We start from the raw sequence: 23,188 nt of genomic DNA on the forward strand, positions 1-23,188 counted from the left end.
GGCCGGGCCTGTCAGTCCGCCGCCAGTGAGTTCAGGTAGTGCATGGCCTGGCGGTACTTTTCCAGGCGCCGGAGGTCTTCGGCGCCCGGTTCGGGAATTCGCGACAGGTCGCTGTTATCCGCCAGGTCCGCAAGCTTGACCCGGCGAGCCAGGGGATTGGCCGCCGCGCGCCGGATGAAGGCCGGGTAATCCTCCCCCTCGACCTTGGTCAAGGCCGACAGCGCCGCCAGCACCGCCGCGGAAAAACCTTCGCCGCGCAGTTGCTCCAGGGTCACCGCGCTGTCCTCCAGCACATCGTGCAGCACCGCGACAATGCGCTCCTCGGGCCGCTGCAGACCCAGCATGACCCGCAGCGGATGCAAGATGTAGGGCGCACCGCCCTTGTCGACCTGCCCGGCATGGGCATGGGCGGCGATGGCGATCGCCCGCTCCAGGCTGCTCATGAGCCGGTACCGCGGCAGGAAGAATGCACAAAGACCTGGGGCATGGCGGACCTCGAACGAAAAAATCGACCGCGCCATGATACCCCCCGGGCCACGTACCAGGGCGAGCCCGCTCGGGTATCCGCGCAACCGGCCATTGATGCCGGGCCATGACCGATGATCGCCGGCCACCGCGCGACTGCAGCAGACATTGATGTCGATCAAGCGCCCGGATCGGCGCCGGGTTAAAGCTTGGGGCAATTGCTTGTCCTTTGCCTTTCCGGAGACTTGATCATGTCCAGCACTGCTCTCGATATCCTCGCCCAACCGCCCTTTCCGGCCCAGCAAGGCCAATACTGGATCGACGCCCTGAGTGACGGCAGCCATGTGCTGATCCGCCCGCTGCGCCCCCAGGACCGGGATCGGGAAAAGGCCTTTATCGAAAACCTCTCCCCCGTCACCCGGCACCAGCGCTTTCTCGGTGAGGTCAAGGAAGTCGGCGATCAGTTGCTGGATCAGTTGATGGACGTCGGCACCCCGCAACGGGTGGCCTACGTGGCCCTGGTCCACGACAACGGCGAACTGCGGGAAATCGGCATCAGTCGCTATGCCCAGGTCGACGACCAGCCCTGGCGCTGCGAGTTCGCCGTGACCATTGCCGACCAATGGCAAGGCAAGGGCCTCGGCGCGCTGCTGATGCAGCACCTGATCGACGAAGCCCGCGCCAATGGCTTCCAGCAACTGTATTCGGTGGACAGCGCCGCCAACTACAGCATGCGCCGCCTGGCCAAACAGCTGGGCATGCGCAGCAGCATCGACCCTGACGATGCGACCCAGGTGATCCACAGCCTGGCCCTGTAACCGCCCACGCACCGCGCCTCGGCTTGAGGCGCGGTTGCAGCGGCCAACGCCCCAAGATGCCATGACTCGCGCATACCGCGCTCAGCCCATACGGAACTCGTTCCCCTCGCGGTATCAGACCCGATTCAATACAGGCTCAGGTTACGCAACAGGCCAGTATCGACATCAACGTGAGCCAGCCTGCCGCGCCGATCGAACAGCAACCAGTCGCCCCCCAGGCAACGCACACCGACTGCACAGGACTCAGGCCAGATCAGGCTCGCCGCCAACTGTGCCCGAGGACGGTGAATGAAGTGCCACATCTGCTCACCCGATGCAGTGAAGTAGCCGGCAACCAGCCATTGTTCACTGAGCTGTGCTCGCGGTGACTGGTAGAGGTCGTCCCCCAGGCCAGGCACGCGCCAGCCCTGTCGATTGTTTGCCAACTCCAGTATCAGCACCGGTTCGGCCGCTTCGGAGGCCTTTACCCAGACACTGAATACGACCCCGTCTTGGCTCAAGCGACGCTGGGGCGACGGACCATCAACGTCCTTTGCAACCGCCTGCAAGCGGTCGCGGGCACACAGGCGTCGTTCCGGCAGCCGGTAGTGCCAGCATTCGCTCTCACCTGACTCGCTACCGATCCACCACCATTCATTCTGCGCATCAGCCTGCAGTTGCAAGACCTGGCCCGGCAAATCGCCGACGTGCCACAGGGTCCTGAAACCATGGTCCACATCCACCACCCGTACCTCCTGTTCCAGGCCAATGGTCCAGGCCACACCATCGAACTCACGGGCAAACTGCTGCAGCATCAGCGTTCCCAGGTCCCTGGCCTGACGCTGCACCAGATCCAGCTTGCTGACACGCCAGACCTTGTCACGCCGGGCCAGCACCAGCGCTACCTGCCGCCCATGTGCCAGGACAATCTGCCAGGCTGGCAGCGCAAAATTGAACAGCACCCGCCCTTGCGCGTCGACCACCGCCGCACCGGCCTCCCCGAGCGCCAGCAGATAACGCCCGTCGTCCAGGGGCACGGCATCGAGGATCGGACGAGCGCCGGCATCGCCCGCACGCCACTCAAGCGGCTCACTGCGCTCGGCCAGGGCCACAGGCCGGTGGCGCGGCAACAGCCTGGCGGGCAGGTCCTGCTGCAACAGCTTGTTCTGACTCAGTTTGACCAGCGACAGCAACTGGGCCGTCTGCATCTGCCCCACGCCTTGAGCGGCGTCGGCCAGCAGCGCGTGCACCAGGGCGTTTGCCAGCCAGGCCAGCGGCTTGCTCTGCGACTTGTGCTGCAACAACGCCTCGGCCAGCGCCGCACGTTCGGTGCTGCGCTGCGGCTCGTCACGCAGTTGCATCAGATAGTCGGCATAGGCATCCAGGGTGTCCGGCAGCAGGATGGCACGCTTGACCAGGGCTGCCGCCGCCAGTCGTCCTCCAGCGGCCTCGGCGGCGAGCAGCCATTGAGCCGCCCGCTCACGCTCGGCTGGCAGGCTCCAGATCACATCCACCGCCTGCAGCCACAAACCTTGACGCGTCAGGTGATATGCCCATTCCAGGCGCAACTGCTCGGCCTGCTCTGGCCAGCGCTCTTGCAGCAGCACCACCGCATCGGCGAACGCGTCGTCACGCCGCGCGACATGCAAGGCTTGCTGCCAATCCCCGGCCAGGCACAGCAAGCGGACGATCACCGACGCCGGAGAGTCCCAGGCCAGGGCCAGGCCGGCCGCCTGTTCGAAGCGCCCATGACGCTCCAGGTAGTCCAGGGCTTCCTGATGGGCGTTGAGCAGCTCGGCGAGGACAAACACGGCCTCCTCGATACGCCCCTCACGGTCCAGCCGGTTGAAGCTCTGCCGATAGACCTGGCGCAGGTGCTCGCGAATCTCATCGTTGAGCATCAGGTTGCGCGATACCGATTCCCCGCGGTTCAGGTCAAGGTCCTTGCGTGGTTGCGGGGTAGCAAAAGAAGGATCGCTCGGCATGCCGTCCTTCATCAGCGGAATCGCGTGGCGCAGGGCCTCGTCTAACTGGCCACGCTCGAACATGTCGAGCATGCGCTGCAGATAGGCCGCCTGGCGCCGACCATACAGGTCTTGCCAGACCACTCCCTGAACCAGACGCTGCAGCCACTTGCGCCAGACTGACGGCTTGAAGCGCCGTGCCTGGGCCCGGGGCTTGATCGCTGGCGCCTGCTGCCAGGCCGACTCCGCCGCCCAGGCCCCGCCCTCGGCACTATTACCCGGCGTCCCCCCCTGGTCCTGGACAAGGCCTTGAGCAGCACGCTTGGTCGCCGAGTGCTGGGAGCCCTTGCCGCTCACGCCGGGCTGAACCCGCAACTGGCGGCCCAGCCATGCCAGAAACAGAGTAAACAGCACGGAACTGAGCAGTATCGATGCAATCCACAGCAGCAGATCCTCGGGCCCAGCTTGCGCGTCGATCTGCCGGGGCTTGAGCAGGCTGTGGCCCAGGTTGAAAAACAGCATCAGGCCCAACAACGCCAGGCCGCCATGCAGCAGCCAGCGCTGCTTGCCAGGCGCCGACATGGCTTGGACTGCCTGCCCCATGGAGAACTTGCGCGCCTTGCCGGTCGTCGATTGACGCGGCTGCCGCTCGGCCAAAGCCCGCATGACCACCTCACGCTCCGGGTCCGGCGCGGCCACACAGTGACCCAGGATCTGACGGATGTCGCTCTGTAGCGGCTCTGGCTCAGGGAGCTGGGACGGTAAACTCATCTGGCAGTCGAAGGTATCGAATAACGGGTAGTCGCCGAGCTCCAGCCAGCTTCCAGGCGCCAGCAAACGGGAAGATGCCAATTGCAGGGCCTGTACCTGACCACCACGGACCAACCAGAGATCGGCCTGTGGCAAGGCCTGGCGCTCTTGCGGGTCCAGCGCTGCCGAGCACAAGACCGGCCCGAGACGTATCAACGGCCACCCCTCAAGCTGCTCACACACCCGCCACTGAGGCTGGGCGAACGACAATAGGTCACCGTCGGCAAAACGCCGGGCGCTGGCGCCGGGTTGCCATTGCTCAAGGATCATTCGCTGGCGCTGCGCTTCACTGAAGCGCTCATGGGCAAACCACAGAGCCGCCACCGGCTGCCTGCCCTGCAACAACGGACGACGGATCACCCAGGCGGTCGACTCAGGCATGGGATAGCTCCTCGCTGGGTTTCAGGTTGCAGTGAATCTGCAGACGCATCCGCTCCTGCGCCAGGGAATAGACCAGCAGCTCGCGCGTTCCGGTGAGCACTGCAATCAATCCGCTGATGGAGCAGAAGCTGCTCTTGACGACTTCATCGCTGCAACTGAACAAGACCCGCTGCTCGCCCGAGTGATAAAGCGCAACGGTGCGTCTATCGGGTCCCAGTAAAACCAGTGAGTTGCCCTCGCGCACGGGGTCATGCCACAGGCCGAAGCCACGCCACCTCGGTGCCAGGCGCAGTTCCTGACTGCCGCTGCGCGTCAGCAGTTGCCAGCGCTCGCCCGCGGCGCCCGGTGTCAGCAAAGCGCAGGCACCGAAGTCCTTTTGCCAATGCCCTCCGGCCGCCACCAGTATCTGTGTAACCCCGGCGGCGGCCCCTAGACGGTAGGTCTGGCGAATTTCGCCTCCTGCACAAGCGGTGCGTGCCAGTAATTGCCCGGCCTCTTCACGCACATACACCAAGGTCTGGGAATCGACCTTGGACAGGCCCAGAACATGGTCTGCCAGCAGCAGACAAGTGCCGGGGGGCTCATCGGGGGAGGCATGACGCAGCACTGACCATCTGGCCAGCCGCCCCTCACTGTCGAGAACAAAATAGCGCCCATGATTCTCATCGTGCAGCCAGGCGCAGGCCAGCAGCGTCGCGGTGCCCGACGGCAGCTTGAGCACATCTGGACTGGGACGCAAGACATCTGGCAGGCCGCCTACGTTCCAGAACGACAGGCGATCGTCATAGCTGAGCAACGCCCCCGGCTTGCGCCTCACGAAGCTCATGGCCAAGGGCCGGCGGCTGGATTTCCAGAGCTGCTGGTGAATCGTCGCAGGCCTCTTGTGCGCCGCACTCGGCAACCTGAGGATCAGGCATCCGGGCTGGTCCAGCAGCACCATGGCAATGTGGGTTCCGGCATCGGAGATGACCGGCGCCAGCGTCAGCAGCACCCGTGGAGCAGCAATCGCAGAGCGCCCTTCTACAGCCGCAGGCGTCTGGAACTCGCCCTTGAGCAAGCGCAGGCCGGCATTGACCGGGGGAATTGGCAAGCACGTCCTGGCCCGCCTGGCGCCGCTGATCTCGACCTCCAGGGAGCCACCGTCGAGGCTTTGCTGCACCTGCACCTGATAGCGACCGGCCAGGCCCATGTCGTCGATCGGCAGCCGCTGCCCGATCACCCAGCATTCAGCCCAAGGTTCGGACTGCGCGCTCAGCCATTCACTCCAGCGCTGCCCATGCTCCGGCTCCACGCACTGGAAGGTCCGTTGCCCCAGCAGGTGCCGTAACTGCACCGCCGTCTCCAGTTTGTGCAGCTGGTTGTCGGCATCCTGCAGGACGCCCCAGCGAAACTCCGCGCCTGCCGCACGCGCACGCTGCGCCAGGATGATCATCAGCGCCAGGTGAACCAGCCTTGGCGCGCCCAGCTGCAAGGGCCCGGCATCAAACAGCGCAATCAGCGTGCCGCTGGCCTGGTGGGTCCGGTATTGAGGCGCAACGAACAGATGCTCCGCGCTAACAGCACGCCGCAGAAATTCCTCCGGCAGCTCCTCGGCCAGCAGCCATTCGCTGGCAAGCAAACGCTCATAGGAGCCTCGTTGGTGCAGATCGCCCAGGCCATCGGGCTCCGGATCACCGCCCTGCAGTCGCCCGCTGAGCGGCCCCAGCAGCGGATGCAGGCGCCGCAGACAATCGCCCAGCACGGTTTGCAACTCGAGATCGAGCCAATGCAGCCAATCGCTCCAGGGTTGAAGGCTTTGCGGTAACTGCATATCAGCTCTGCGCCCAGTAGTCGGCAATACGTGCCAAATGCTCCTCAGTGACCGGCAATTGCCGATCCAGAGGAATCACTGCGGCGGGCTCTGGCCACAACAACAAGAGGGAACGCGCCTCTTTGTCGAGCAGTGCCTGCGCCAACAGGTCGATGGCGACCTCAGGTTCGTAACGGGTCGGCAGCCATAACGCGGGAGCCTGTTCATGACTGGCGGCATACTGGACGCCTTCGACCCAGGGCAAGTCGGATTCAGCTCCCAGCACCACCAGCACCCGAGCATTGGCGGTGGCCTGCAAACGCTCGGCCTGCGTGGCAGGCAACTGCTGCAAGCGCTGATGCAAACGCCGGGCAACCGCATCCCAGGCGACCGCCGCCCGCGGCGGCTGCGCCACCGCTCGTTCACGCCAGGCCCAAGTCAACGCCGGTACGCCACTCATGGCAGCACAGCCAGCAGGCCCACCAGTTGTGCCCGCACGATTTGCAGCGGCTCCGGGAGGTTCTGCGCGTCGAAGTTGGCGTCGATCTCGCGCAGCATGCTCTCTATGGAGGTGCCATCGAGCTCCGTTCGCTGCAACAGTTCCCGAGCCCTTTCCAGCAAGCGGTGGAGCCGGGACAGCGGTTGCAGGGTGGCCTCCTCGACCGCGCCGAACAGATGGCTGTTGCCTGACTTCGCCAGCAGCTCTCGCAACACCTCACGCCCCCGCTGTTGGCTGTCCTGGGTGGGCAGTGCATAAATAAGTGGCCAGAGATCCGCCTCCGTGGCCTGCACCCTGCCGCACAACAAGGTGGCCGCAGCGATCAGCCGCTGGGACTTGACGATGCGTCGATCGGATAGGCTGATTCCCGCCTCGCGCAAGCACCTGATCGCATGGGCCAACACTGGCCGCACGCCCTCCAGATCGACATCCTTCAAAGCATCATTGAGGCCCTCGAGCTGACTCAAGTCGAGCATCTGCGCCACGGCCTGGCGCTCCACCTGCCAGCCACCGCTGAGCAGGGCTTCGAGTTGATTGTCCGGCACCGCATCGACAAACAGGTGCAGCAGGAATCGATCCCCGAATGCAGCCAGGGCCGGGTCTTCAGGCAAAGCGTTGGCGGCGCCGACACACACCCGCAAAGGGCATTGGATCTGAGTGTGGCCACGTCTGAAGCGACGCTCGTTGAGCACCCCGAGCAAGGTATTGAGGATGGCCGTGGAGCCTAGAAAGACCTCATCGAGAAAGACGATATCGGCTTCTGGAAGCATGCCGCTGACATCGGTTTCCACCGTTCCTTCGCGCAGTTTCTTCAGATCGACCGTACCAAACAGCTCCGAAGGCTCGGTAAAACGCCCTAGCAGGTATTCGAAGTAGCGCCCGCCCATGGACTGGGCCACGCGACGCACCACCGCACTTTTTGCGGTACCCGGTGGCCCGATCACCAGCAAGTGCTCTTGAGCCACAGCCGCCAGGACAATCAGTTCAGCCAATTGCTCGCGACCGACCAGCCCCTGGGTAGCGACGCGAACCACACTACGAATCTGTGCAGCAGCACTTTGCAATGAGGTGGTCATCTTCGTCATCCCTGAATAAAAGCCGTGGATTCTGCCTGAGTCCCTGACTCGAGCAAAGACTCGCCTCGGCAGCCTGGCACTTAACACTCTTTGACAGTTTCCCGACAAAGCTGCCAAAGACTCCGCAAACGCCCTTCCCTAGCATCCGCCCATCGAATTTCCGGTCGGTTGCGGTATGTCTCCCAAACTTCTTCACCTGCCATTGCTGGGCGTGCTCCTGGGCAGCCTGGGCTGCAATGGCCAACCCCCCGCGCCGCCGACCATCGGCCGCGGCGACTACGCCAGCATCATCGGTTACCTGAAGCAGTACATCCCCCGGGAAATGGCCGAGCATCGGGTGCCGGGGCTGTCCATCGCCCTGGTGGACGGTCAGGAGCTGATCTGGGCGCGGGGTTTCGGTTTTGCCGACCAGGCCCGCGGCCTGCAAGTGACGGAAAACACCGCGTTTCGGGCCGGGGCCCTGTCGCAGTTGCTGACCGCCACCGCCGTCATGCAACTGGTGGAACAGGGCCGCCTGCAACTGGACGCGCCCCTGCAGGACAGCCTGCGGGAATTCTACGTCCGCTCGCGCTTTCACCAGGACCAGAACGTCGCCGACCAGGCCGTGACCCTGCGCCGTCTGCTCAGCCACCAGTCCGGCCTGCCCACCGAATACCTGCGCGACCGTTACACCACCCAGCCCCTGGGCGAGCTGCCGGGCAAGGTCAGCGGCGTCTGGCTGACCCATTGCCCCGGCACCCAGACCGCCTACTCCAACCTGGGCTACGCCCTGTTGGGTGCGGCGATCGAGCGCAGCAGCGGTCTGGACTTCGAGCGCCAGTTGCAGAAAAGCCTGCTGCGCCCGCTGGGCATGAGCCAGTCGAGCTTCCTCGGCACCAGCCAGGCCCAGCCCTACCGCGCCCGGGGCTATGTCGACGGGGTCGGCAGCGCCGACGAACCGCTGCGCGACCTGTCCGCCACGGGCCTGTGGAGTAGCCCGCGGGACCTGAGCCGCTTTGTGCGGATGCTGTTTGCCCAGGGCCACTACAAGGACCGCCAGGTGCTGTCCCCGGCCTCGATCAGGGAAATGGGGCGGACGCAGAACAACGGCAACCCGCTGGATTTCGATTGCCAGGTGGGCCTGGGCTGGTACCTCTCGCCCTGTGGCGAGGAGTGGGTCCGCCCGGGGATCCGCACCTGGCAGCACAGCGCGGTGGGCAGCGACTTCCAGGCCCGGGTCAGTGTGCTGCCGGAGCAGCAGCTGGCAGTGATCGTGATGAGCAATTCCGGCTCCGGTGAGGCCGTGGCCAAGCCGCTGGTGCCCAAGGTGTTGCGCATGCTGCTGCAGGCCCACGGTGTCCCCGCGGGCCAGAAGCGCGACGGCGCCCAGCCCCAGGAGCGGGTCACCGCGCGGCGCCGGGTTCCGGAAGCCGCCGACCGCCAGCACCTGGCGGGTTTCTATGCCACCGCCTGGGGCGTATTCCGCATTCGCGATCAGGACCAGCGGCTGTTCGGCGAACTGGCCGGCAAACGCTTCGAACTGCTGCGCGACGAACAAGGCTGGCTGCGGGCCCAGAAAAAATTCCTCGGCGTATGGCTGCAGGACCTGGGTGACCTCGGCCGGGTGCAGCTGGACCTGGTGAACGTCCAGGGGCGCCGGGTGTTCACCGCCCGGCGTCACGGCCAGCTGCTGGCCATGGGCGAACGCGTCGATCCGGTTCCCCTGCCCGACAACTGGCTGGCCACGGTGGGCACCTACCAGGCCCTCAACGAGGACTCGGCCGCCCCCATCAGCGACATCAGCATCGCCGTGGAAGACGGCTTCCTGATGATCCGCAGCCTGCAACAGGGCCGCGTGCTCACCGATTACATCCTGGCCCCGCTGGACAACGCCCACGCCGTCATCGCCGGCCAGGGCCCGGGCCTGGGCGATACGGTGCGCCGCCAGATCAATGGCATCAGCGTCCTGGGCTACTCATTCAAGCGTTCCTACACCCACCACTACCTGAGGTTCTAAAGCCGTATGAAAACCCTGAAACGCACCACCTCCGTCACCCTCCTGGCCGGCACCCTGGGTTTGATCGGGGCGTCCCCCGCCTTGCACGCCGAGGACTGGAAGTTCAGCGTGCGCGGTGGTGCGGCCAGCGTGCCGCGCTACAGCGGCAGTGACGAACGCAGCATCGCGCCGATTCTCGGCGGCGAGATCGTCAGCCCCTACGGCTTCTTCCTGAGTACCGAAACGGGCCTGGGCTGGGGCAACGAATGGGGCGGCCTGTCCTTCAGCACCTGGGTCGGCGCCAGTGACGAGCGACGCGACAAGAACCACATGGGCCAGGGCTCCAAGCGCCTCAAGGGCATGGGCGAAATCAAGTCCCGGGCCCAGTTCGGCGCTCACCTGGGCTACGACCTGGGGCCGTTCGAGCTGGGGGCCACCGTGACTCACGCGCAGAAGAAAAATGACGATCGCGACACCGGCTCGGCCTACAGCCTGCTGCAACTGAGCATCGCCAGTACCCTGTACGAGGGCAGCCTGGGCAGCCTCGACGCCAGCCTCAGCAGCCTGTACGGCAACGCCGACTACATGCAGACCTGGTATGGCGTGAGCAGCACCCAGGCGGCCAACAGCCGCTTCAGCGCTTACCGCGCCAAGGGCGGCCTGGTGAGCAGCGGCGGCGACCTGACCTGGAGCCTGCCGCTCAATGAGCAGACCAAGCTCTCGACCCAGCTGTCGATGCAGTACCTGAGCAAGGAAGCCGGCAACAGCCCGATCGTCGACCGACGCCTGCAGACGGTGCTGGGCACCCAGATCGAATACAGCTTTTGAGCTTCAAGCGGCAAGCTGCAAGCGGTGGCGTTTGGCTTGCCGCTTGTAGCTTGCCGCTTGCAGCTGCCTTCAATCCACATGCGCCCAGGTCATGCGGAACGAAGCACCACCCCATTCCGAATCCAGCACCTCGACCTTGCCGCCATGCCACTGACAGACCCGGCGCACCAGCGCCAGACCCAGGCCGAAACCGCCGGTGCGCCGGTCACGACTGGCATCGAGGCGGGAAAACGGTTCGAAGATCTTTTCCCGCCCGTCCACCGGCACTCCGGGACCGTCATCGTTGACCCGCACTTCGTAGCCCTGCTCCAGGCGCACCAGGGACACCTCCACTCGCCGGTCGGCGTAGCGGATGGCATTGCGCAGCAGGTTGATCACCGCCCGGGCCATGAAGCGCGGCTCGATGCGCACGTAGTCCACCTGGCAGCAGCGGATCAGCAACTGCACCCCGGCGGCCTCGGCCTCCAGGGCCACGCTGCCGACCACGCTGTCGAGCCAGTTCTGGGCCTGGATGTCTTCGCGACTGATGGAGGCCGCGCCGTGTTCCAGGCTGGCATAGGACAGCAGCTCGGAGACCATTTCCTCCAGTTCGCCAAGGTCGGCGTACATGTCGGCGATCAGTTCGCGGTTCTCATCCGGATCGGGCTGCTGCTGCAGCTGGTCCAGCTCGAAGGACAACCGGGCAATGGGCGTGCGCAACTCGTGGGACACCGCATTGGTCAACTCGCGCTGATTGGCGATCAGGCCCTCGATGCGCGCCGCCATGCGGTTGAAGTGCTGGGCCAGGTCGCGGATGTTCGAGCGCCGTGACAGGTGCAGACGGGTGCTCAGGTCATTGCCGCCAAAGCGCTCGGCGGCCAGGCGCAAGCGTTCCAGGTCGCGCCAGTGCGGACGAACCCAGAAGTACAGGACGATGGCCAGCAAGGTGCCGAGCAAGGCATAGGCAGCGATGTTGTAGAGCAGGGTCAGCGGCGGGTCTTCCGGCAGCTTGATGCTCAGCAGTTGGGAGCCGCCGTCGATGCTGGAGATGAACTGGTTGAAATCATCCCGGACCACCAGCTGGTTGGAGCTCAGCAGCGCCCGCTCGCGCTCGTTGAGGTCCAGCTCGCCGGCCTGCACCAGCTTGAGCGCCAGCCCGTAATGGGGCTTGAGCAACTCCAACTGGTGCTTGCGCCCGGCCTCGTCGAAGGGCCGCAGTTGCTCACTGAGGCTGTAGGCCGGCCCGCGCACCGCGTCGCGGTTGTAGGCCTCGATCAGGTCGACCGCCAGGTAATTGAGGAAGATGTGTTGCACCGCGGTCATGGCCCCGGCAAAGCCAAGGGCCAGGAACAGGTAAAGCCCCAGAAACAGCCGCAGCATTCAAGCCTCCCAGGCGAATGGATTGAACAGGTAGCCCTTGCCCCACACGGTCTTGATGCACACCGGCTCGCGCGGATTGTCCTTGAGCTTGCCGCGCAACTTGCTGATGTAGACGTCGACGCTGCGGTTCAGGCCGTCGAACTCGATGCCGCGCATGCGGTTGAGAATGTCATCCCGGGACAGGGTCTTGCCCGCCGCGCTGGCCAGCAGCCACAGCAGCTCGAACTCCATGGTGGTCAGTTCGATCGGATCGCCGGACAGGCGCACCTCGCGACTGCTGCGATCGATGCTCAGCACGCCGAACTCCAGGGCGCCGCGCGAGGCGCTCGACTCCGGCACCTGGCGCCGTTGCAGGGCTCGCAGGCGCGCCAGCAGCACCGCCGGCTTGATGGGTTTGATCACGTAATCGTCGGCGCCGGATTCCAGGCCGAGGATGTGGTCCAGATCGTCTTCCTTGGCGGTGAGGATGACGATCGGGGTATCGGCCATGGCGCGGATTTCCCGGCACACGTGCAGGCCGCTCTGACCCGGCAACATCAGGTCGAGCACCACCAGTTTCGGTTTGAATTCGAGATACGCCGCCAGGGCCACATCGCCCCGGTGCACCGTCAACACTTCAAAGCCATGCTGGGACAGGAAATTGGCAATCAGCCCGGCGAGCTTCTCGTCATCTTCCACCAGCAGGACCTTGCCAAGCCCCAGGTTATCCATACCTACCCGTTCGCGAACGCAGAGTTTTGAGTGCGCGCATTATAGAGGGGCCAAGGTTAAAAAAAGGCTAAGGCCGCAGCAAAACCGGGGGCTTATCGCGGTTTTGCGCAAAGTTTCATTCTTTTAAGAGTTTTTAACAATTTGCCCCTGCTTTTACACAAGGGCAGTGCCTTACCAGGCCGGCACGCCACTGTGGAAGCGGAACTCCGGGTCCGGGGACTCGATCAGTTCCTGCTCGGCGGCCCGCACCTTGTCGATCACCTGGGCGATATCCTTGGCGTCGCCGTACTGATAGGCCAGCTTCAGGTAGCCCTGGTAGTGCCGGGCCTCGCTTTTGAGCAGGCCGAAGTAGAACTTGCCCAGTTCTTCGTCCAGGTGCGGCACCAGGGCTTCGAAGCGCTCACAACTGCGGGCTTCAATGAAGGCGCCGACCACCAGGGTGTCCACCAGCTTCACCGGCTCGTGGCTGCGCACCACCTTGCGCAGGCCGGAGGCATAGCGCCCGGCGTGCAACTGGCGCAGTTCGACCTTGCGTCTCTTCATCAGGCGCATGACCTGCTCGTGGTGCACCAGCTCTTCCCGGGCCAGGCGCGACATCATGTTGATCAGGTCGACATGGGAGTGGTACTTGGCGATCAGGCTTAGGGCGGTGCTGGCGGCCTTGAACTCGCAGTTCTTGTGGTCGATCAGCAGGGTTTCCTGATCGGCCAGGGCCGCCTGGACCCAGGCGTCGGGGGTCCGACAGCCGAGGAAGTCATGAATTTCCGGGAGGTTCATCGGCGCATTTCCGAACAATCCGCCAGCGCAAGGCGAGCAATGGCGGCACTATCAGTGATCGATAACATGAGGCTCACGAGACAAATAAGGCTTCACAGCGAAAGGCTGGCGATTATACCGGCCACGCCGCAGACCACCAGCGGCCGCGCTTGATATGCATCAACATGCAGCGCGGGCCCCAGCATCTATAGTTGTGCACGCCAGGGTCTGTTCCCGCTTGGTGACGAGCCGCGTTGCCGGGCCAAACGGGAACAGACCCTAGCCGTTCATCCCTCTCCTGGAGACCCGATCATGCAAAGTATCCGCAGCATCCTGGTGGTCATCGATCCCACGCCTGGCGAAAGTCTCGCCCTCAAGCGCGCCAAGCTGATTGCCGGGGTCACCCAGGCCCATCTGCACCTGCTGGTCTGCGACAGGAAGCACGAGCATTCGGCGCTGCTCAGCGTGCTCAAGAGCAGCCTGATCAGCGAAGGCTACAGCGTCACCACTGAACAGGCGTGGAACGAGAGCCTGCATGAAACCATCATCGACGTGCAGCAAGCCGAAGGCTGCGGCCTGGTGATCAAGCAGCACGTTCATGAAAACCCGCTGAAGAAGGTCCTGCTGACCCCGGCGGACTGGAAGCTGCTGCGCTACTGCCCGACCCCGGTGCTGCTGGTCAAGACCGCCACCCCCTGGGCCGGCGGCGTGGTCATGGCGGCCATCGACGTTGGCAACATGGACGGCGAGCACCGCACGCTGCATGCCAGCATCGTCGACCATGGCTTCGACATCGCCAGCCTGGCCAAGGCCCATCTGCACGTGATCAGCGCCCACCCGTCACCGATGCTCTCGGCCGCCGATCCGGTGTTCCAGCTCAAGGAAACCATCGAGAAGCGCTATCGCGAAGCGTGCAAGGCGTTCCAGGCCGAGTTCGAGATCGACGACGCCCACCTGCACATCGAGGAAGGTCCGGCGGATGTGCTGATTCCCCATATGGCCCACAAGCTGGGGGCCGTGCTGACCATCATCGGCACCGTGGCCCGCACCGGGCTGTCGGGGGCCTTGATCGGCAACACCGCCGAGGTGGTGCTCGACTCCCTGGACAGCGACGTGCTGGTGCTCAAGCCGGCGGACATCATGGATCACCTGGAAGAAATGGCGGCCAAGGCCTGAGCCCTCCTCCCACCTGCAGCAGCCCGCTTGCTGGCGAACAGGCCCACCGCCTTCGCTGGCAAGCCAGCCCCTACAGAACCATTGACGAGTGACTCAGCCCAGCGCGTCCTTGAGAAAACCGGGGGCGATGTAGCGCTGGTAATGGGCTTCTGACAGGAGGAAGAATTCCCGATCGATGGCGTCGCGCAACTCCGGCAGGCCCCAGTCGCGGAACTCCGGCAACAGCACCATGCCGTAGGCGTCGAGCTGGTTGATCACCCGCGCGCCCCGGGCAATCAGCTGGTAGGCCCAGCAATACTCGGACTGGTGCGGCACGAAACGGATCTTGCGCTGTTCCAGTTGCCCGCGCAGGCGCGCCGGGTCGAAGACTTCCAGCTTGGCCGCCATCACCTGCACCAGCAGTTGCTCAAGACGCAGCCAGACCGCGCGTTTTTCCTCTTCGTTGTAACCATTCCAGTTGATCACTTCGTGGTGGAAACGCTTGCAGCCACGGCACACCAGATCGCCGTAGACAGTGGAGCAGAGGCCGACGCAGGGGGTCTTGATGGTCTGGTTGGGCATAGATAGACAGCACGCGCAAAAGCAAAACAGGCCGGCATGTTAGCCCTTTGTCTAAGATTGATCACCCCTCAAACTTTAATACGCCAACTTACGTTGAGACTTTTTTTGCCGTAGAATCAGCCAGCCTTTTTAGGCGCCAATGTCCGTTTGAAGCTGTTTTCAAAGCGTCACGAGCACAGTCGTTCCTTCAGAGCGGTGTTGGCGAGGGGTTTTTCCAGCGGGGAAAAATCCAGCGCCAACCCTCATCAGCTCCCCGTTCTGCAGGCGTAAAACTTTGAAAGCAGCTTCTGTAAGGAATTGTCGGTAATTCTGGCTAAGTGGCCCACAACGCCACGCAGCGCATGAGTACGGCAATTTCGGGATGAGCGTCCCGGACACCCATTTGGGACCACTGATGAGGGTAATAACTGTGCTTGAAGCCTACCGCAAACATATCGAAGAGCGCGCAGCACTGGGTATCGTTCCCCAGCCGCTTAACGCCGAACAAACTGCAGGCCTGGTCGAGCTGCTGAAGAATCCCCCGGCTGGCGAAGAAGCTTTCCTCGTTGACCTGATCACCAATCGCGTTCCACCAGGAGTCGACGAAGCCGCCTACGTCAAGGCCGGTTTCCTCTCCGCTCTGGCCAAAGGTGAAGCCACCTCTCCCCTGATCGACAAGAAGCGCGCCGTTGAACTGCTGGGCACCATGCAGGGCGGCTACAACATCGTGACCCTGGTGGACCTGCTGGACAACGCCGAGCTGGCGCCGGTGGCTGCCGCTCAACTCAAGCACACCCTGTTGATGTTCGACGCTTTCCACGATGTCGCGGAAAAAGCCAAGAACGGCAACGTTCACGCCCAGGCCGTGCTGCAATCCTGGGCCGACGGCGAGTGGTTCAAGAACCGCCCGGTACTGGCCGACAAGATCAGCCTGCGGGTGTTCAAGGTCACCGGCGAAACCAACACCGACGACCTCTCCCCTGCACCTGACGCCTGGTCCCGCCCGGACATCCCGCTGCACGCCCTGGCCATGCTGAAAATGGCCCGTGACGGCATCGTGCCGGACGTGCAAGGCTCCATCGGCCCGATGAAACAGATCGAGCAGATGCGCAACGACGGCTTCCCGATCGCCTACGTTGGCGACGTGGTCGGCACCGGTTCGTCGCGTAAATCGGCCACCAACTCGGTTCTGTGGTTCTTCGGCGACGACGTTCCTTACGTGCCGAACAAGCGTGCCGGCGGCTTCTGCTTCGGCAGCAAGATCGCTCCAATCTTCTACAACACCATGGAAGACGCCGGCGCCCTGCCGATCGAATTCGACGTGTCGAAGATGAACATGGGCGACGTGATCGACCTGTACCCGCACGCTGGCAAAGTCACCAAGCACAACAGCGACGAAGTCCTGGCCACCTTCGAAATGAAGACCCCAGTGCTGCTCGACGAAGTTCGTGCCGGCGGCCGTATCCCGCTGATCATCGGCCGTGGCCTGACCGAGAAGGCCCGCGCCGAGCTGGGTCTGCCACCGTCCGACCTGTTCAAGAAGCCTGAAGCCCCCGCTGAAAGCACCAAGGGTTTCACCCTGGCACAGAAAATGGTCGGCAAGGCTTGCGGCGTGACTGGCGTGCGTCCAGGCACCTACTGCGAACCGAAGATGACCACCGTCGGCTCCCAGGACACCACCGGTCCAATGACCCGTGACGAACTGAAGGACCTGGCTTGCCTGGGCTTCTCCACCGACCTGGTGATGCAGTCGTTCTGCCACACCGCGGCCTATCCGAAGCCGATCGACGTCACCACTCACCACACCCTGCCCGACTTCATCATGACCCGTGGCGGCGTGTCCCTGCGTCCGGGCGACGGCATCATCCACAGCTGGCTGAACCGCATGCTGCTGCCGGACACCGTCGGCACCGGTGGTGACTCCCACACCCGTTTCCCGATCGGCATCTCGTTCCCGGCCGGCTCCGGCCTGGTGGCCTTCGCCGCCGCCACTGGCGTCATGCCACTGGACATGCCGGAATCGATCCTGGTTCGCTTCAAGGGCAAGCTGCAGCCTGGCGTCACCCTGCGTGACCTGGTCCACGCCATCCCTTACTACGCGATCCAGAAAGGCCTGCTGACCGTCGAGAAGAAAGGCAAGAAGAACGCCTTCTCCGGCCGCATCCTGGAGATCGAAGGTCTGGAAACCCTGACCGTCGAGCAAGCCTTCGAACTGTCCGACGCCTCGGCAGAACGTTCGGCTGCCGGTTGCACCATCAAGCTGTCCAAAGAGTCGATCGCCGAGTACCTGAAGTCCAACATCACCCTGCTGCGCTGGATGATCGGCGAAGGCTACGGCGATGCCCGTACCCTGGAGCGTCGCGCTCAAGCGATGGAAGCCTGGCTGGCCAACCCAGAACTGCTGGAAGCCGACAAGGACGCCGAGTACGCCGAAGTCATCGAGATCGACCTGGCCGACGTCAAGGAGCCTGTGCTCTGCGCGCCGAACGACCCGGACGACGCTCGCCTGCTGTCCAGCGTCGCTGGCCAGAAGATCGACGAAGTGTTCATCGGTTCCTGCATGACCAACATCGGTCACTTCCGCGCCGCCGGTAAGCTGCTGGACCAGGTCAAGGGCCAGCTGCCAACCCGTCTGTGGCTGTCGCCGCCGACCAAGATGGACGCTCACCAACTGACCGAAGAAGGCTACTACGGCATCTACGGCAAGGCTGGCGCGCGCATGGAAATGCCGGGCTGCTCGCTGTGCATGGGTAACCAGGCACGTGTAGAGCCGAACTCGACCGTGGTGTCGACTTCGACCCGTAACTTCCCGAACCGTCTGGGCGATGGCGCCAACGTCTACCTGGCTTCGGCCGAGCTGGCGTCGGTGGCTTCGATCCTGGGTCGCCTGCCGACCGTCGAGGAGTACATGGAATACGCCGGCAAGATCGACAGCATGGCAGCGGACGTGTACCGCTACCTGAGCTTCGACCAGATCGCCGAGTTCCGTGAAGCAGCCGCCAACGCCAACATCCCGGTGGTGCAAGCCTAAGGCTGTAGCGTTGTAAAAAAGAACGCCGCGTATTCCACGATACGCGGCGTTTTTTTATGCCCCTGGCCGGTGCTGACGCCCCTGCCGGCTATTGCGCCCTGTGCTCCAGCGCCACAGGCCGGACGCGATACGCGAAGGCGCCAAGACTCAATGCCAGAGTCCCGCCTGGGCCTGACCGCTCCAGCCCTGCAGGCTTTCCTGCAGGGTGTCGTCGACACTGGTGCCACTGAGCAACACCTGATACCCGACACTCGATGGCAAGGCCGCCAGGGCATCCTTGGCCCTGTGCTTGAGCCGGGCCAGGGCCAGATGCTTGTGCTCCAGGCTGACCTGGCGGAAGAACGCGTCCAGGGCTTCGATGCTGGTGCCGTCCAGGTCCGGCGACTCTTCCAGGCTGAGGATGACGGTGTGAATCGGCGCCTGCACCTGGCGGATCAGGCGCAAGGCACCGCCCAGGATGCGCTCTGCGTTGGCGAAGAACAGCGCCTCCCCCGGTCGCAGGATCAGCACGCCCGGCACTTGCCGCGCCTGGGGATGGCGGTTCAGGTCGACAAAGTCATGACCGCTGCCCAGTTGGCCGAGGATCTGGATATCCGCCGCCGACAGCTGGCGCAGCATCAGCAGAATGCTCACCCCCACCGACAGCAACAGACCGTCCAGCACCCCCAGCACCAGCACCGCGGCGACCGCGCAGATCACCAGGAAGCGATCCCGGCGCCAGATGAAGTAGCGCCCCAGAGGCTGCAGGCTCAGGCCATGGCCCAGGGCATACATGACGATCGCCGCCAGCACCGGCTCCGGAGTCAGCGCGATGTAGGGCAATACCGTCAGCACGATCAGCAGCATCACCGCCGCCGCGGTCAGCCCCGCCAACCGCGAGCGTGCCCCGGCCGCCTCGTTGGCGGAAGTCGCCGAGTAGCCGGCACCGGCCGGCATGCCGTGAAACAGCCCCGACACCAGGTTGGCGGCGCCCAGGGCCAGCAGATCACGGTTGGACGACACCCGGTCGCCATGCTTGAGGGCCAGGGCACTGATGGAGCCGTAGGATTCGGCGTAGAGGATCATCACCAGGGCAAAGGCCAGCTCCCCCAGGCGCAGCCAGTCGGCAAAGGGCAGGTCCGGCAGGCTCGGCACCTCAAGCTTGAGCTCGATGACACCGATCAGCGCCACCCCGTGGGACGGCAGGTCGAGCCATTGTCCGGCGCCAATGCCAATCACCACCGCCACCAGCCCGCCGGGCACGTAGGGAATCCGCGAACAGATCGCCAGCACCAGCAAGGCCAGGGCCGCCACCGCCACGCCCGCCCAGTTCCACTGCGGCCATTGCTCGAGCAACTGCGGCAGGAAGCGCACCAGGTTGCCGGTGCTCAAGTGCACCCCGACCACGGTGGCGAACTGCTTGAGGATGATGGTCACCGCCAGGCCAAAGGCAAAACCGCGCAACACCGGCTTGGCAATGAACGCGGTGACGCCGCCCAGGCGAAACAGCCCCGCCAGGATAAAGAACGCCCCGGTGAGCAGCACCAGGGCGAACCCCAGGCTCAGGCGCAGTTGCGCATCGCCATCGGACAGCGACAGGGTCGCCGCTGCCAGCACCGCCGCCGACGACGAGGTGGCCGATACGATGGCAAAGCGGCTGGTGCCGAACAGGCCGTAGCACAACAACCCGGCGAACAGGGCAATGACCCCGGCCTGGGGCGGCAAGGCGGCGATGCTGGAATAGGCCACCGCTTCGGGCAGCAACAGGCCGGCGATGGACAAGCCGGCCAGCAGGTCGCGGCTGCGCCGCGGTGCGAGAGTGGCAGCGAGCTGCCCTGGATCAGTCGACAATCTGGCCCACCCATCCTGGCAAGTAACGTGCGTCCTGGCTGCGCGCCAGTTTCAGGGCCCGGGCCTGAACCTTGGCCCCCAGCTTGCCCAGCGCCTCGCGGTCGAGGCGCCGGCGAAAAAAGTCCGCCCAGAGAAATTCGCTGAACGGCGTGGTGTCCTTGGCAAAACCGCCGGCGCGCCGCAACAGGCCGGCCAGGCTGCGATAGGGATCATCCTGCAGGTCGAGGAGGCGCGCGGGAATCTGCTCGAAAGCGCGCCGCACGCCCTGGGCATCATAAGGATGAGCCCATTGGTTGAACGCCATCACCTCCCAGAAACTGCCCGCGTCGACAAAGGACAGGTCCTTGAGCACCAGCAACGGCACCTCCTTCACCTGTTCCTGCAGCAGGGCCATGCCGAAGTGATGATGGTCGACGATGTAATAGCGCTGCCGAGGGCCCAGCACGCAGGGGAACCAGTGATCCTCCAGGGCTGCCGCCCGCGCCTTGCGCTTGAGCTGCTGCCACATCCGGCGCTTGGCCTCGACTTCGGCCAGGCCCACCGTGAGTTGGGTCGGGTGCAGCGTATCCAGGCGGGCGCGAATCAACTGCGGGTGAGCACGGGCCATGCAATGACTCCAGACAGGCACAAAATCGTCAGCTTAGACCTTTATTCAAGGCCGCAGACGATCACGGTCAATGCCTTGAACGACAACGCCGCCGATGCTGTGAAGCACCGGCGGCGTTGTCTGTCGAAGCGGGCTTGAGCCCTCCCTTTCGCCGGCAAGCCGGCTCCTACCGGGAGGGCGCCGCGGCACTCAGGAGAGCAGCGAGTACACCAGGGCGGTAATCGCCACCAGGCCCACCAGGGTCACGAAGACGTTGGACGCCTGGCCGCGATAGCGGGCCATGGCCGGCACCTTGCGGATGGCGTACATCGGCATCAGGAACAGGATCGCCGCGATGACCGGGCCGCCGAGGGTTTCGATCATCCCCAGGATGCTCGGGTTGAGGGTCGCCACCGCCCAGCAGATCACCAGCATGAACGCCGCGGTCACGCGGTCCAGGGCCTTGGCCCCGGGACGCCGGCCGCTCTTGACGATCAGCCCCTTGAGGCCTTCGCTGGCACCGATGTAGTGCCCCAGGAACGACTTGGCAATGGCCACGAAGGCAATCAGCGGCGCGGCGAAGGCGATGGTCGGGTTGCTGAAGTGGTTGGCCAGGTAGGACAGGATCGACAGGTTCTGCGCCTTGGCTTCCGCCAGTTGCGCCGGCGACAGGGTCAGCACGCAGCTGAAGACGAAGAACAGCACCATGGCCACCATCAGCAGGTGGGCGCGGGACAGGATCTGCGAGCTGCGCTCTTCGGCGTGCAGGCCGTAGCGACGCTTCTGGTCCACGGCAAAGGCCGAGATGATCGGCGAATGGTTGAACGAGAACACCATGACCGGGATCGCCAGCCACAGGGTGTGCAGAAAGGCCGAAGGTGCCGGCACGTCACTGGCGGTGGCGAGGATGCCGCCGTTCCAGTGGGGAATCAGGAACACCGCGAGGAACCCCAGGGCGACGATGAACGGGTAGACCATCAGGCTCATGGCCTTGACGATCACCTGCTCGCCGCAGCGCACCACGGCCAGCAGGCCGAGGATCAGCACCAGGGACAGGATCGCCCGCGGCGGCGGCGCGATGTGCAGCTGGTGCTCCATGAAGCTGCCGACGGTATTGGTCAGGGCCACGCTGTAGATCAGCAGGATGGGGAAGATGGCAAAGAAGTACAGCAAGGTGATCAGGGCACCGGCCTTGATCCCGAAATGCTCCTCCACCACCTCGGTGATGTCCGCGCCATCGCGACCGGACAGCACGAAGCGGGTCAGGCCGCGGTGTGCAAAGAAGGTCATGGGGAACGCCAGCAGCGCCAGGATCAGCAGCGGCCAGAAGCCGCCGAGGCCGGCATTGATGGGCAGAAACAGGGTACCGGCACCGATGGCGGTACCAAACAGGCCCAGCATCCAGGTGGTGTCTTGGCGGTTCCAGCTGCTCAGGGTCGCTGGGGCCGCCGTTTCAAAGCGTTGATCAACGCTGTTGGCCTGATCATTCATCCGGTGGGATCTCCACATTCCGGTCATTTGCCATTCGGTCAGGGCGCGTCGGAGTACCCGACAGACAGAACCCCGACCGAAACAGAGGGGGCGCGATTGTCCGGGATTCCGCAGGCGCTGCATAGACTCAGCTGAGGAACGGTTTGTGCGCTGCAGATATTTTTTTACTGGATGGCGAAGCGTCTGGCCCGGCCTTCTCGCGCCCCCACCCGGGTCCCGAAAGAGCGCTTTAGCCAGCGCCGGGGTCCGCCGGGGCGATGCAGGTCCGATGAATCCACTCGCCGACGAGGCGGCCCCCGCGGGGTTGCGTTGACAGGGCTCACGGACAGACGGCATGATCGGACCCCATGAATATCTACGCGCTCAACCCTACCTCTACCACCACGACTGCTTCCGGCGGGTCGTGTGGTGGCTGTGCAGGGTAAGGCAAGCACAGTAAAACCAAGGCCCCGCCAGCAATGGACGGGGCCTTTTGTTTCTCCGTCCAACTGGCACTACAAGGAGAGACAAGATGCCTTTATCCAACGCCAAGCGTGCCCTGCTGGTCATCGACATGCAGGTCGGCCTGTTCAACGGACCGGACAAGCCCTACAAGCGCGAACAGACCCTGGAAAACATCAATCAGCTGATCCGCCGCGCCCGCCAGGCCGGGGCGCCGATCTTCGCCGTGCGCCATACCGGCCCCGCCGACTCGCCGATCGCCGCCGGCAGCCCGTTCTGGCAACTGCTGCCGACCCTGGAAGTGGATGAAGAGCTGGACTGCGTGCTGGACAAGACCCGCCCCAGCTGCTTTGTCGGCACCGGGCTGGCCGAGCGCCTGCAGGAGGCCCAGGTCCAGGAGCTGGTGATCGTCGGCATGAAGACCCAGTACTGCGTCGACGCCACTTGCCGCGCCGCCGGCGACCTGGGGTTTGCCGCGCTGCTGGTGGAAGACGCCCACACCTGCATGGACACTCCCGTGCTGGGGGCGAAAAAAATCATCGCCCACCATAACGCCACCCTGAACGGCCCCTTCGTGCGCCTGATCAAGACCCCTGACGTGAGCTTCTGATTCAAAGCGCTTCCGCCACTGCCCCGGGGACGCCGATGTGCGCGTTCGGCCCCGGGAACAGTGCCGGCCGATT

At 64.3% G+C, this 23,188-nt stretch carries 18 protein-coding genes; 6 read left to right on the plus strand and 12 right to left on the minus strand.

From position 1 onward, the window contains the following. Positions 1-11 precede the first annotated feature (11 nt). Positions 12-443, minus strand: coding sequence for a GTP pyrophosphokinase (locus ACMGG8_RS21345; protein WP_414158355.1), 432 nt, complete (start codon positions 441-443; stop codon positions 12-14). A 273-nt stretch (positions 444-716) separates the two neighbouring features. On the opposite strand from ACMGG8_RS21345, the gene ACMGG8_RS21350 reads away from it, so the two are divergent. Then, positions 717-1,283 carry a GNAT family N-acetyltransferase gene (locus tag ACMGG8_RS21350; RefSeq protein ID WP_060838945.1) on the plus strand — a complete coding sequence of 189 codons (567 nt, stop codon included), beginning with the start codon at positions 717-719 and terminating at the stop codon, positions 1,281-1,283. Between the two features lie 125 nt (positions 1,284-1,408). On the opposite strand, the gene ACMGG8_RS21355 is transcribed toward ACMGG8_RS21350, so the two are convergent. Genes ACMGG8_RS21355 through ACMGG8_RS21370 form a run of 4 tightly spaced genes read right to left on the minus strand, consistent with a single transcriptional unit; the run spans position 1,409 to position 7,781 of the window. Beyond that, positions 1,409-4,417 carry a bpX6 domain-containing protein gene (locus tag ACMGG8_RS21355; protein WP_414158356.1) on the minus strand — a complete coding sequence of 1,003 codons (3,009 nt, stop codon included), beginning with the start codon at positions 4,415-4,417 and terminating at the stop codon, positions 1,409-1,411. Then, the gene (locus ACMGG8_RS21360; RefSeq protein ID WP_414158357.1) at positions 4,410-6,227 is read right to left on the minus strand and encodes a hypothetical protein; all 1,818 of its coding nucleotides are present in this window, start codon (positions 6,225-6,227) and stop codon (positions 4,410-4,412) included. The genes ACMGG8_RS21355 and ACMGG8_RS21360 overlap by 8 nt, the downstream gene beginning before the upstream one ends. 1 nt (position 6,228) lies before the next feature. Beyond that, on the minus strand, positions 6,229-6,666 hold the full coding sequence (locus ACMGG8_RS21365) for a hypothetical protein (RefSeq protein ID WP_060843363.1): 438 nt from the start codon (positions 6,664-6,666) through the stop codon (positions 6,229-6,231). Next, the gene (locus ACMGG8_RS21370; RefSeq protein WP_414158358.1) at positions 6,663-7,781 is read right to left on the minus strand and encodes an AAA family ATPase; all 1,119 of its coding nucleotides are present in this window, start codon (positions 7,779-7,781) and stop codon (positions 6,663-6,665) included. The genes ACMGG8_RS21365 and ACMGG8_RS21370 overlap by 4 nt, the downstream gene beginning before the upstream one ends. A gap of 175 nt (positions 7,782-7,956) precedes the next feature. On the opposite strand from ACMGG8_RS21370, the gene ACMGG8_RS21375 reads away from it, so the two are divergent. Both ACMGG8_RS21375 and ACMGG8_RS21380 read left to right on the plus strand, forming a co-directional pair. Then, positions 7,957-9,777: a serine hydrolase domain-containing protein gene (locus tag ACMGG8_RS21375; RefSeq protein ID WP_414158359.1), complete on the plus strand. Its 1,821-nt coding sequence runs from the start codon at positions 7,957-7,959 to the stop codon at positions 9,775-9,777. Positions 9,778-9,783: 6 nt separating this feature from the next. Beyond that, positions 9,784-10,584: a MipA/OmpV family protein gene (locus ACMGG8_RS21380; RefSeq protein ID WP_060838943.1), complete on the plus strand. Its 801-nt coding sequence runs from the start codon at positions 9,784-9,786 to the stop codon at positions 10,582-10,584. Positions 10,585-10,653: 69 nt separating this feature from the next. Here ACMGG8_RS21380 and ACMGG8_RS21385 read toward each other — a convergent pair whose 3' ends face one another. The 3 genes from ACMGG8_RS21385 to ACMGG8_RS21395 all read right to left on the minus strand — a co-directional run bounded on the left by ACMGG8_RS21385 (position 10,654) and on the right by ACMGG8_RS21395 (position 13,431). After that, positions 10,654-11,943 carry an ATP-binding protein gene (locus ACMGG8_RS21385; protein ID WP_060838942.1) on the minus strand — a complete coding sequence of 430 codons (1,290 nt, stop codon included), beginning with the start codon at positions 11,941-11,943 and terminating at the stop codon, positions 10,654-10,656. Further along, positions 11,944-12,654: a winged helix-turn-helix domain-containing protein gene (locus ACMGG8_RS21390; RefSeq protein ID WP_060838941.1), complete on the minus strand. Its 711-nt coding sequence runs from the start codon at positions 12,652-12,654 to the stop codon at positions 11,944-11,946. A 171-nt stretch (positions 12,655-12,825) separates the two neighbouring features. Further along, positions 12,826-13,431 carry a tRNA-(ms[2]io[6]A)-hydroxylase gene (locus tag ACMGG8_RS21395; RefSeq protein ID WP_060838940.1) on the minus strand — a complete coding sequence of 202 codons (606 nt, stop codon included), beginning with the start codon at positions 13,429-13,431 and terminating at the stop codon, positions 12,826-12,828. Between the two features lie 291 nt (positions 13,432-13,722). Here ACMGG8_RS21395 and ACMGG8_RS21400 point away from each other — a divergent pair, with 291 nt between their 5' ends. Then, positions 13,723-14,586 (plus strand): universal stress protein, encoded by an 864-nt coding sequence (locus ACMGG8_RS21400; RefSeq protein WP_060838939.1) that lies wholly within the window; start codon positions 13,723-13,725, stop codon positions 14,584-14,586. Positions 14,587-14,679: 93 nt separating this feature from the next. Here ACMGG8_RS21400 and ACMGG8_RS21405 read toward each other — a convergent pair whose 3' ends face one another. Continuing rightward, positions 14,680-15,147 carry a DUF1289 domain-containing protein gene (locus ACMGG8_RS21405; RefSeq protein ID WP_060838938.1) on the minus strand — a complete coding sequence of 156 codons (468 nt, stop codon included), beginning with the start codon at positions 15,145-15,147 and terminating at the stop codon, positions 14,680-14,682. Between the two features lie 409 nt (positions 15,148-15,556). Here ACMGG8_RS21405 and acnB point away from each other — a divergent pair, with 409 nt between their 5' ends. Beyond that, positions 15,557-18,157, plus strand: a complete 2,601-nt coding sequence (acnB, locus tag ACMGG8_RS21410) for a bifunctional aconitate hydratase 2/2-methylisocitrate dehydratase (protein WP_060838937.1) — start codon at positions 15,557-15,559, stop codon at positions 18,155-18,157. A 147-nt stretch (positions 18,158-18,304) separates the two neighbouring features. On the opposite strand, the gene ACMGG8_RS21415 is transcribed toward acnB, so the two are convergent. From ACMGG8_RS21415 to ACMGG8_RS21425, 3 genes are all read right to left on the minus strand, one after another. Continuing rightward, on the minus strand, positions 18,305-19,987 hold the full coding sequence (locus tag ACMGG8_RS21415) for a SulP family inorganic anion transporter (RefSeq protein WP_060838936.1): 1,683 nt from the start codon (positions 19,985-19,987) through the stop codon (positions 18,305-18,307). Continuing rightward, the gene (locus ACMGG8_RS21420; protein ID WP_060838935.1) at positions 19,977-20,594 is read right to left on the minus strand and encodes a ParB-like protein; all 618 of its coding nucleotides are present in this window, start codon (positions 20,592-20,594) and stop codon (positions 19,977-19,979) included. Before ACMGG8_RS21420 ends, ACMGG8_RS21415 begins: the two co-directional genes overlap by 11 nt. Positions 20,595-20,783: 189 nt before the next feature. Continuing rightward, on the minus strand, positions 20,784-22,064 hold the full coding sequence (locus ACMGG8_RS21425) for a serine/threonine transporter (protein ID WP_060838934.1): 1,281 nt from the start codon (positions 22,062-22,064) through the stop codon (positions 20,784-20,786). 511 nt (positions 22,065-22,575) lie between these two features. Between ACMGG8_RS21425 and ACMGG8_RS21430 the strand changes: the two genes are divergently transcribed. Continuing rightward, positions 22,576-23,115, plus strand: a complete 540-nt coding sequence (locus ACMGG8_RS21430; protein WP_060838933.1) for a cysteine hydrolase family protein — start codon at positions 22,576-22,578, stop codon at positions 23,113-23,115. Positions 23,116-23,188: the final 73 nt, after the last annotated feature.

The sequence above is a fragment of the Pseudomonas sp. BNK-45 genome (assembly GCF_047456255.1).
Lineage (GTDB): Bacteria > Pseudomonadota > Gammaproteobacteria > Pseudomonadales > Pseudomonadaceae > Aquipseudomonas.

Bases quoted from the DNA above. Each gene is read 5' to 3' on its own strand.
- ACMGG8_RS21380 (WP_060838943.1), top strand. From the start codon at position 9,784: ATGAAAACCCTGAAACGCACCACCTCCGTCACCCTCCTGGCCGGCACC.
- ACMGG8_RS21390 (WP_060838941.1), bottom strand. From the start codon at position 12,654: ATGGATAACCTGGGGCTTGGCAAGGTCCTGCTGGTGGAAGATGACGAG.
- ACMGG8_RS21400 (WP_060838939.1), top strand. From the start codon at position 13,723: ATGCAAAGTATCCGCAGCATCCTGGTGGTCATCGATCCCACGCCTGGC.
- ACMGG8_RS21370 (WP_414158358.1), bottom strand. From the start codon at position 7,781: ATGACCACCTCATTGCAAAGTGCTGCTGCACAGATTCGTAGTGTGGTT.
- ACMGG8_RS21395 (WP_060838940.1), bottom strand. From the start codon at position 13,431: ATGAACCTCCCGGAAATTCATGACTTCCTCGGCTGTCGGACCCCCGAC.
- ACMGG8_RS21365 (WP_060843363.1), bottom strand. From the start codon at position 6,666: ATGAGTGGCGTACCGGCGTTGACTTGGGCCTGGCGTGAACGAGCGGTG.
- ACMGG8_RS21385 (WP_060838942.1), bottom strand. From the start codon at position 11,943: ATGCTGCGGCTGTTTCTGGGGCTTTACCTGTTCCTGGCCCTTGGCTTT.
- ACMGG8_RS21360 (WP_414158357.1), bottom strand. From the start codon at position 6,227: ATGCAGTTACCGCAAAGCCTTCAACCCTGGAGCGATTGGCTGCATTGG.
- ACMGG8_RS21345 (WP_414158355.1), bottom strand. From the start codon at position 443: ATGAGCAGCCTGGAGCGGGCGATCGCCATCGCCGCCCATGCCCATGCC.
- ACMGG8_RS21350 (WP_060838945.1), top strand. From the start codon at position 717: ATGTCCAGCACTGCTCTCGATATCCTCGCCCAACCGCCCTTTCCGGCC.
- ACMGG8_RS21420 (WP_060838935.1), bottom strand. From the start codon at position 20,594: ATGGCCCGTGCTCACCCGCAGTTGATTCGCGCCCGCCTGGATACGCTG.
- ACMGG8_RS21375 (WP_414158359.1), top strand. From the start codon at position 7,957: ATGTCTCCCAAACTTCTTCACCTGCCATTGCTGGGCGTGCTCCTGGGC.
- ACMGG8_RS21355 (WP_414158356.1), bottom strand. From the start codon at position 4,417: ATGCCTGAGTCGACCGCCTGGGTGATCCGTCGTCCGTTGTTGCAGGGC.
- ACMGG8_RS21425 (WP_060838934.1), bottom strand. From the start codon at position 22,064: ATGAATGATCAGGCCAACAGCGTTGATCAACGCTTTGAAACGGCGGCC.
- ACMGG8_RS21405 (WP_060838938.1), bottom strand. From the start codon at position 15,147: ATGCCCAACCAGACCATCAAGACCCCCTGCGTCGGCCTCTGCTCCACT.
- ACMGG8_RS21430 (WP_060838933.1), top strand. From the start codon at position 22,576: ATGCCTTTATCCAACGCCAAGCGTGCCCTGCTGGTCATCGACATGCAG.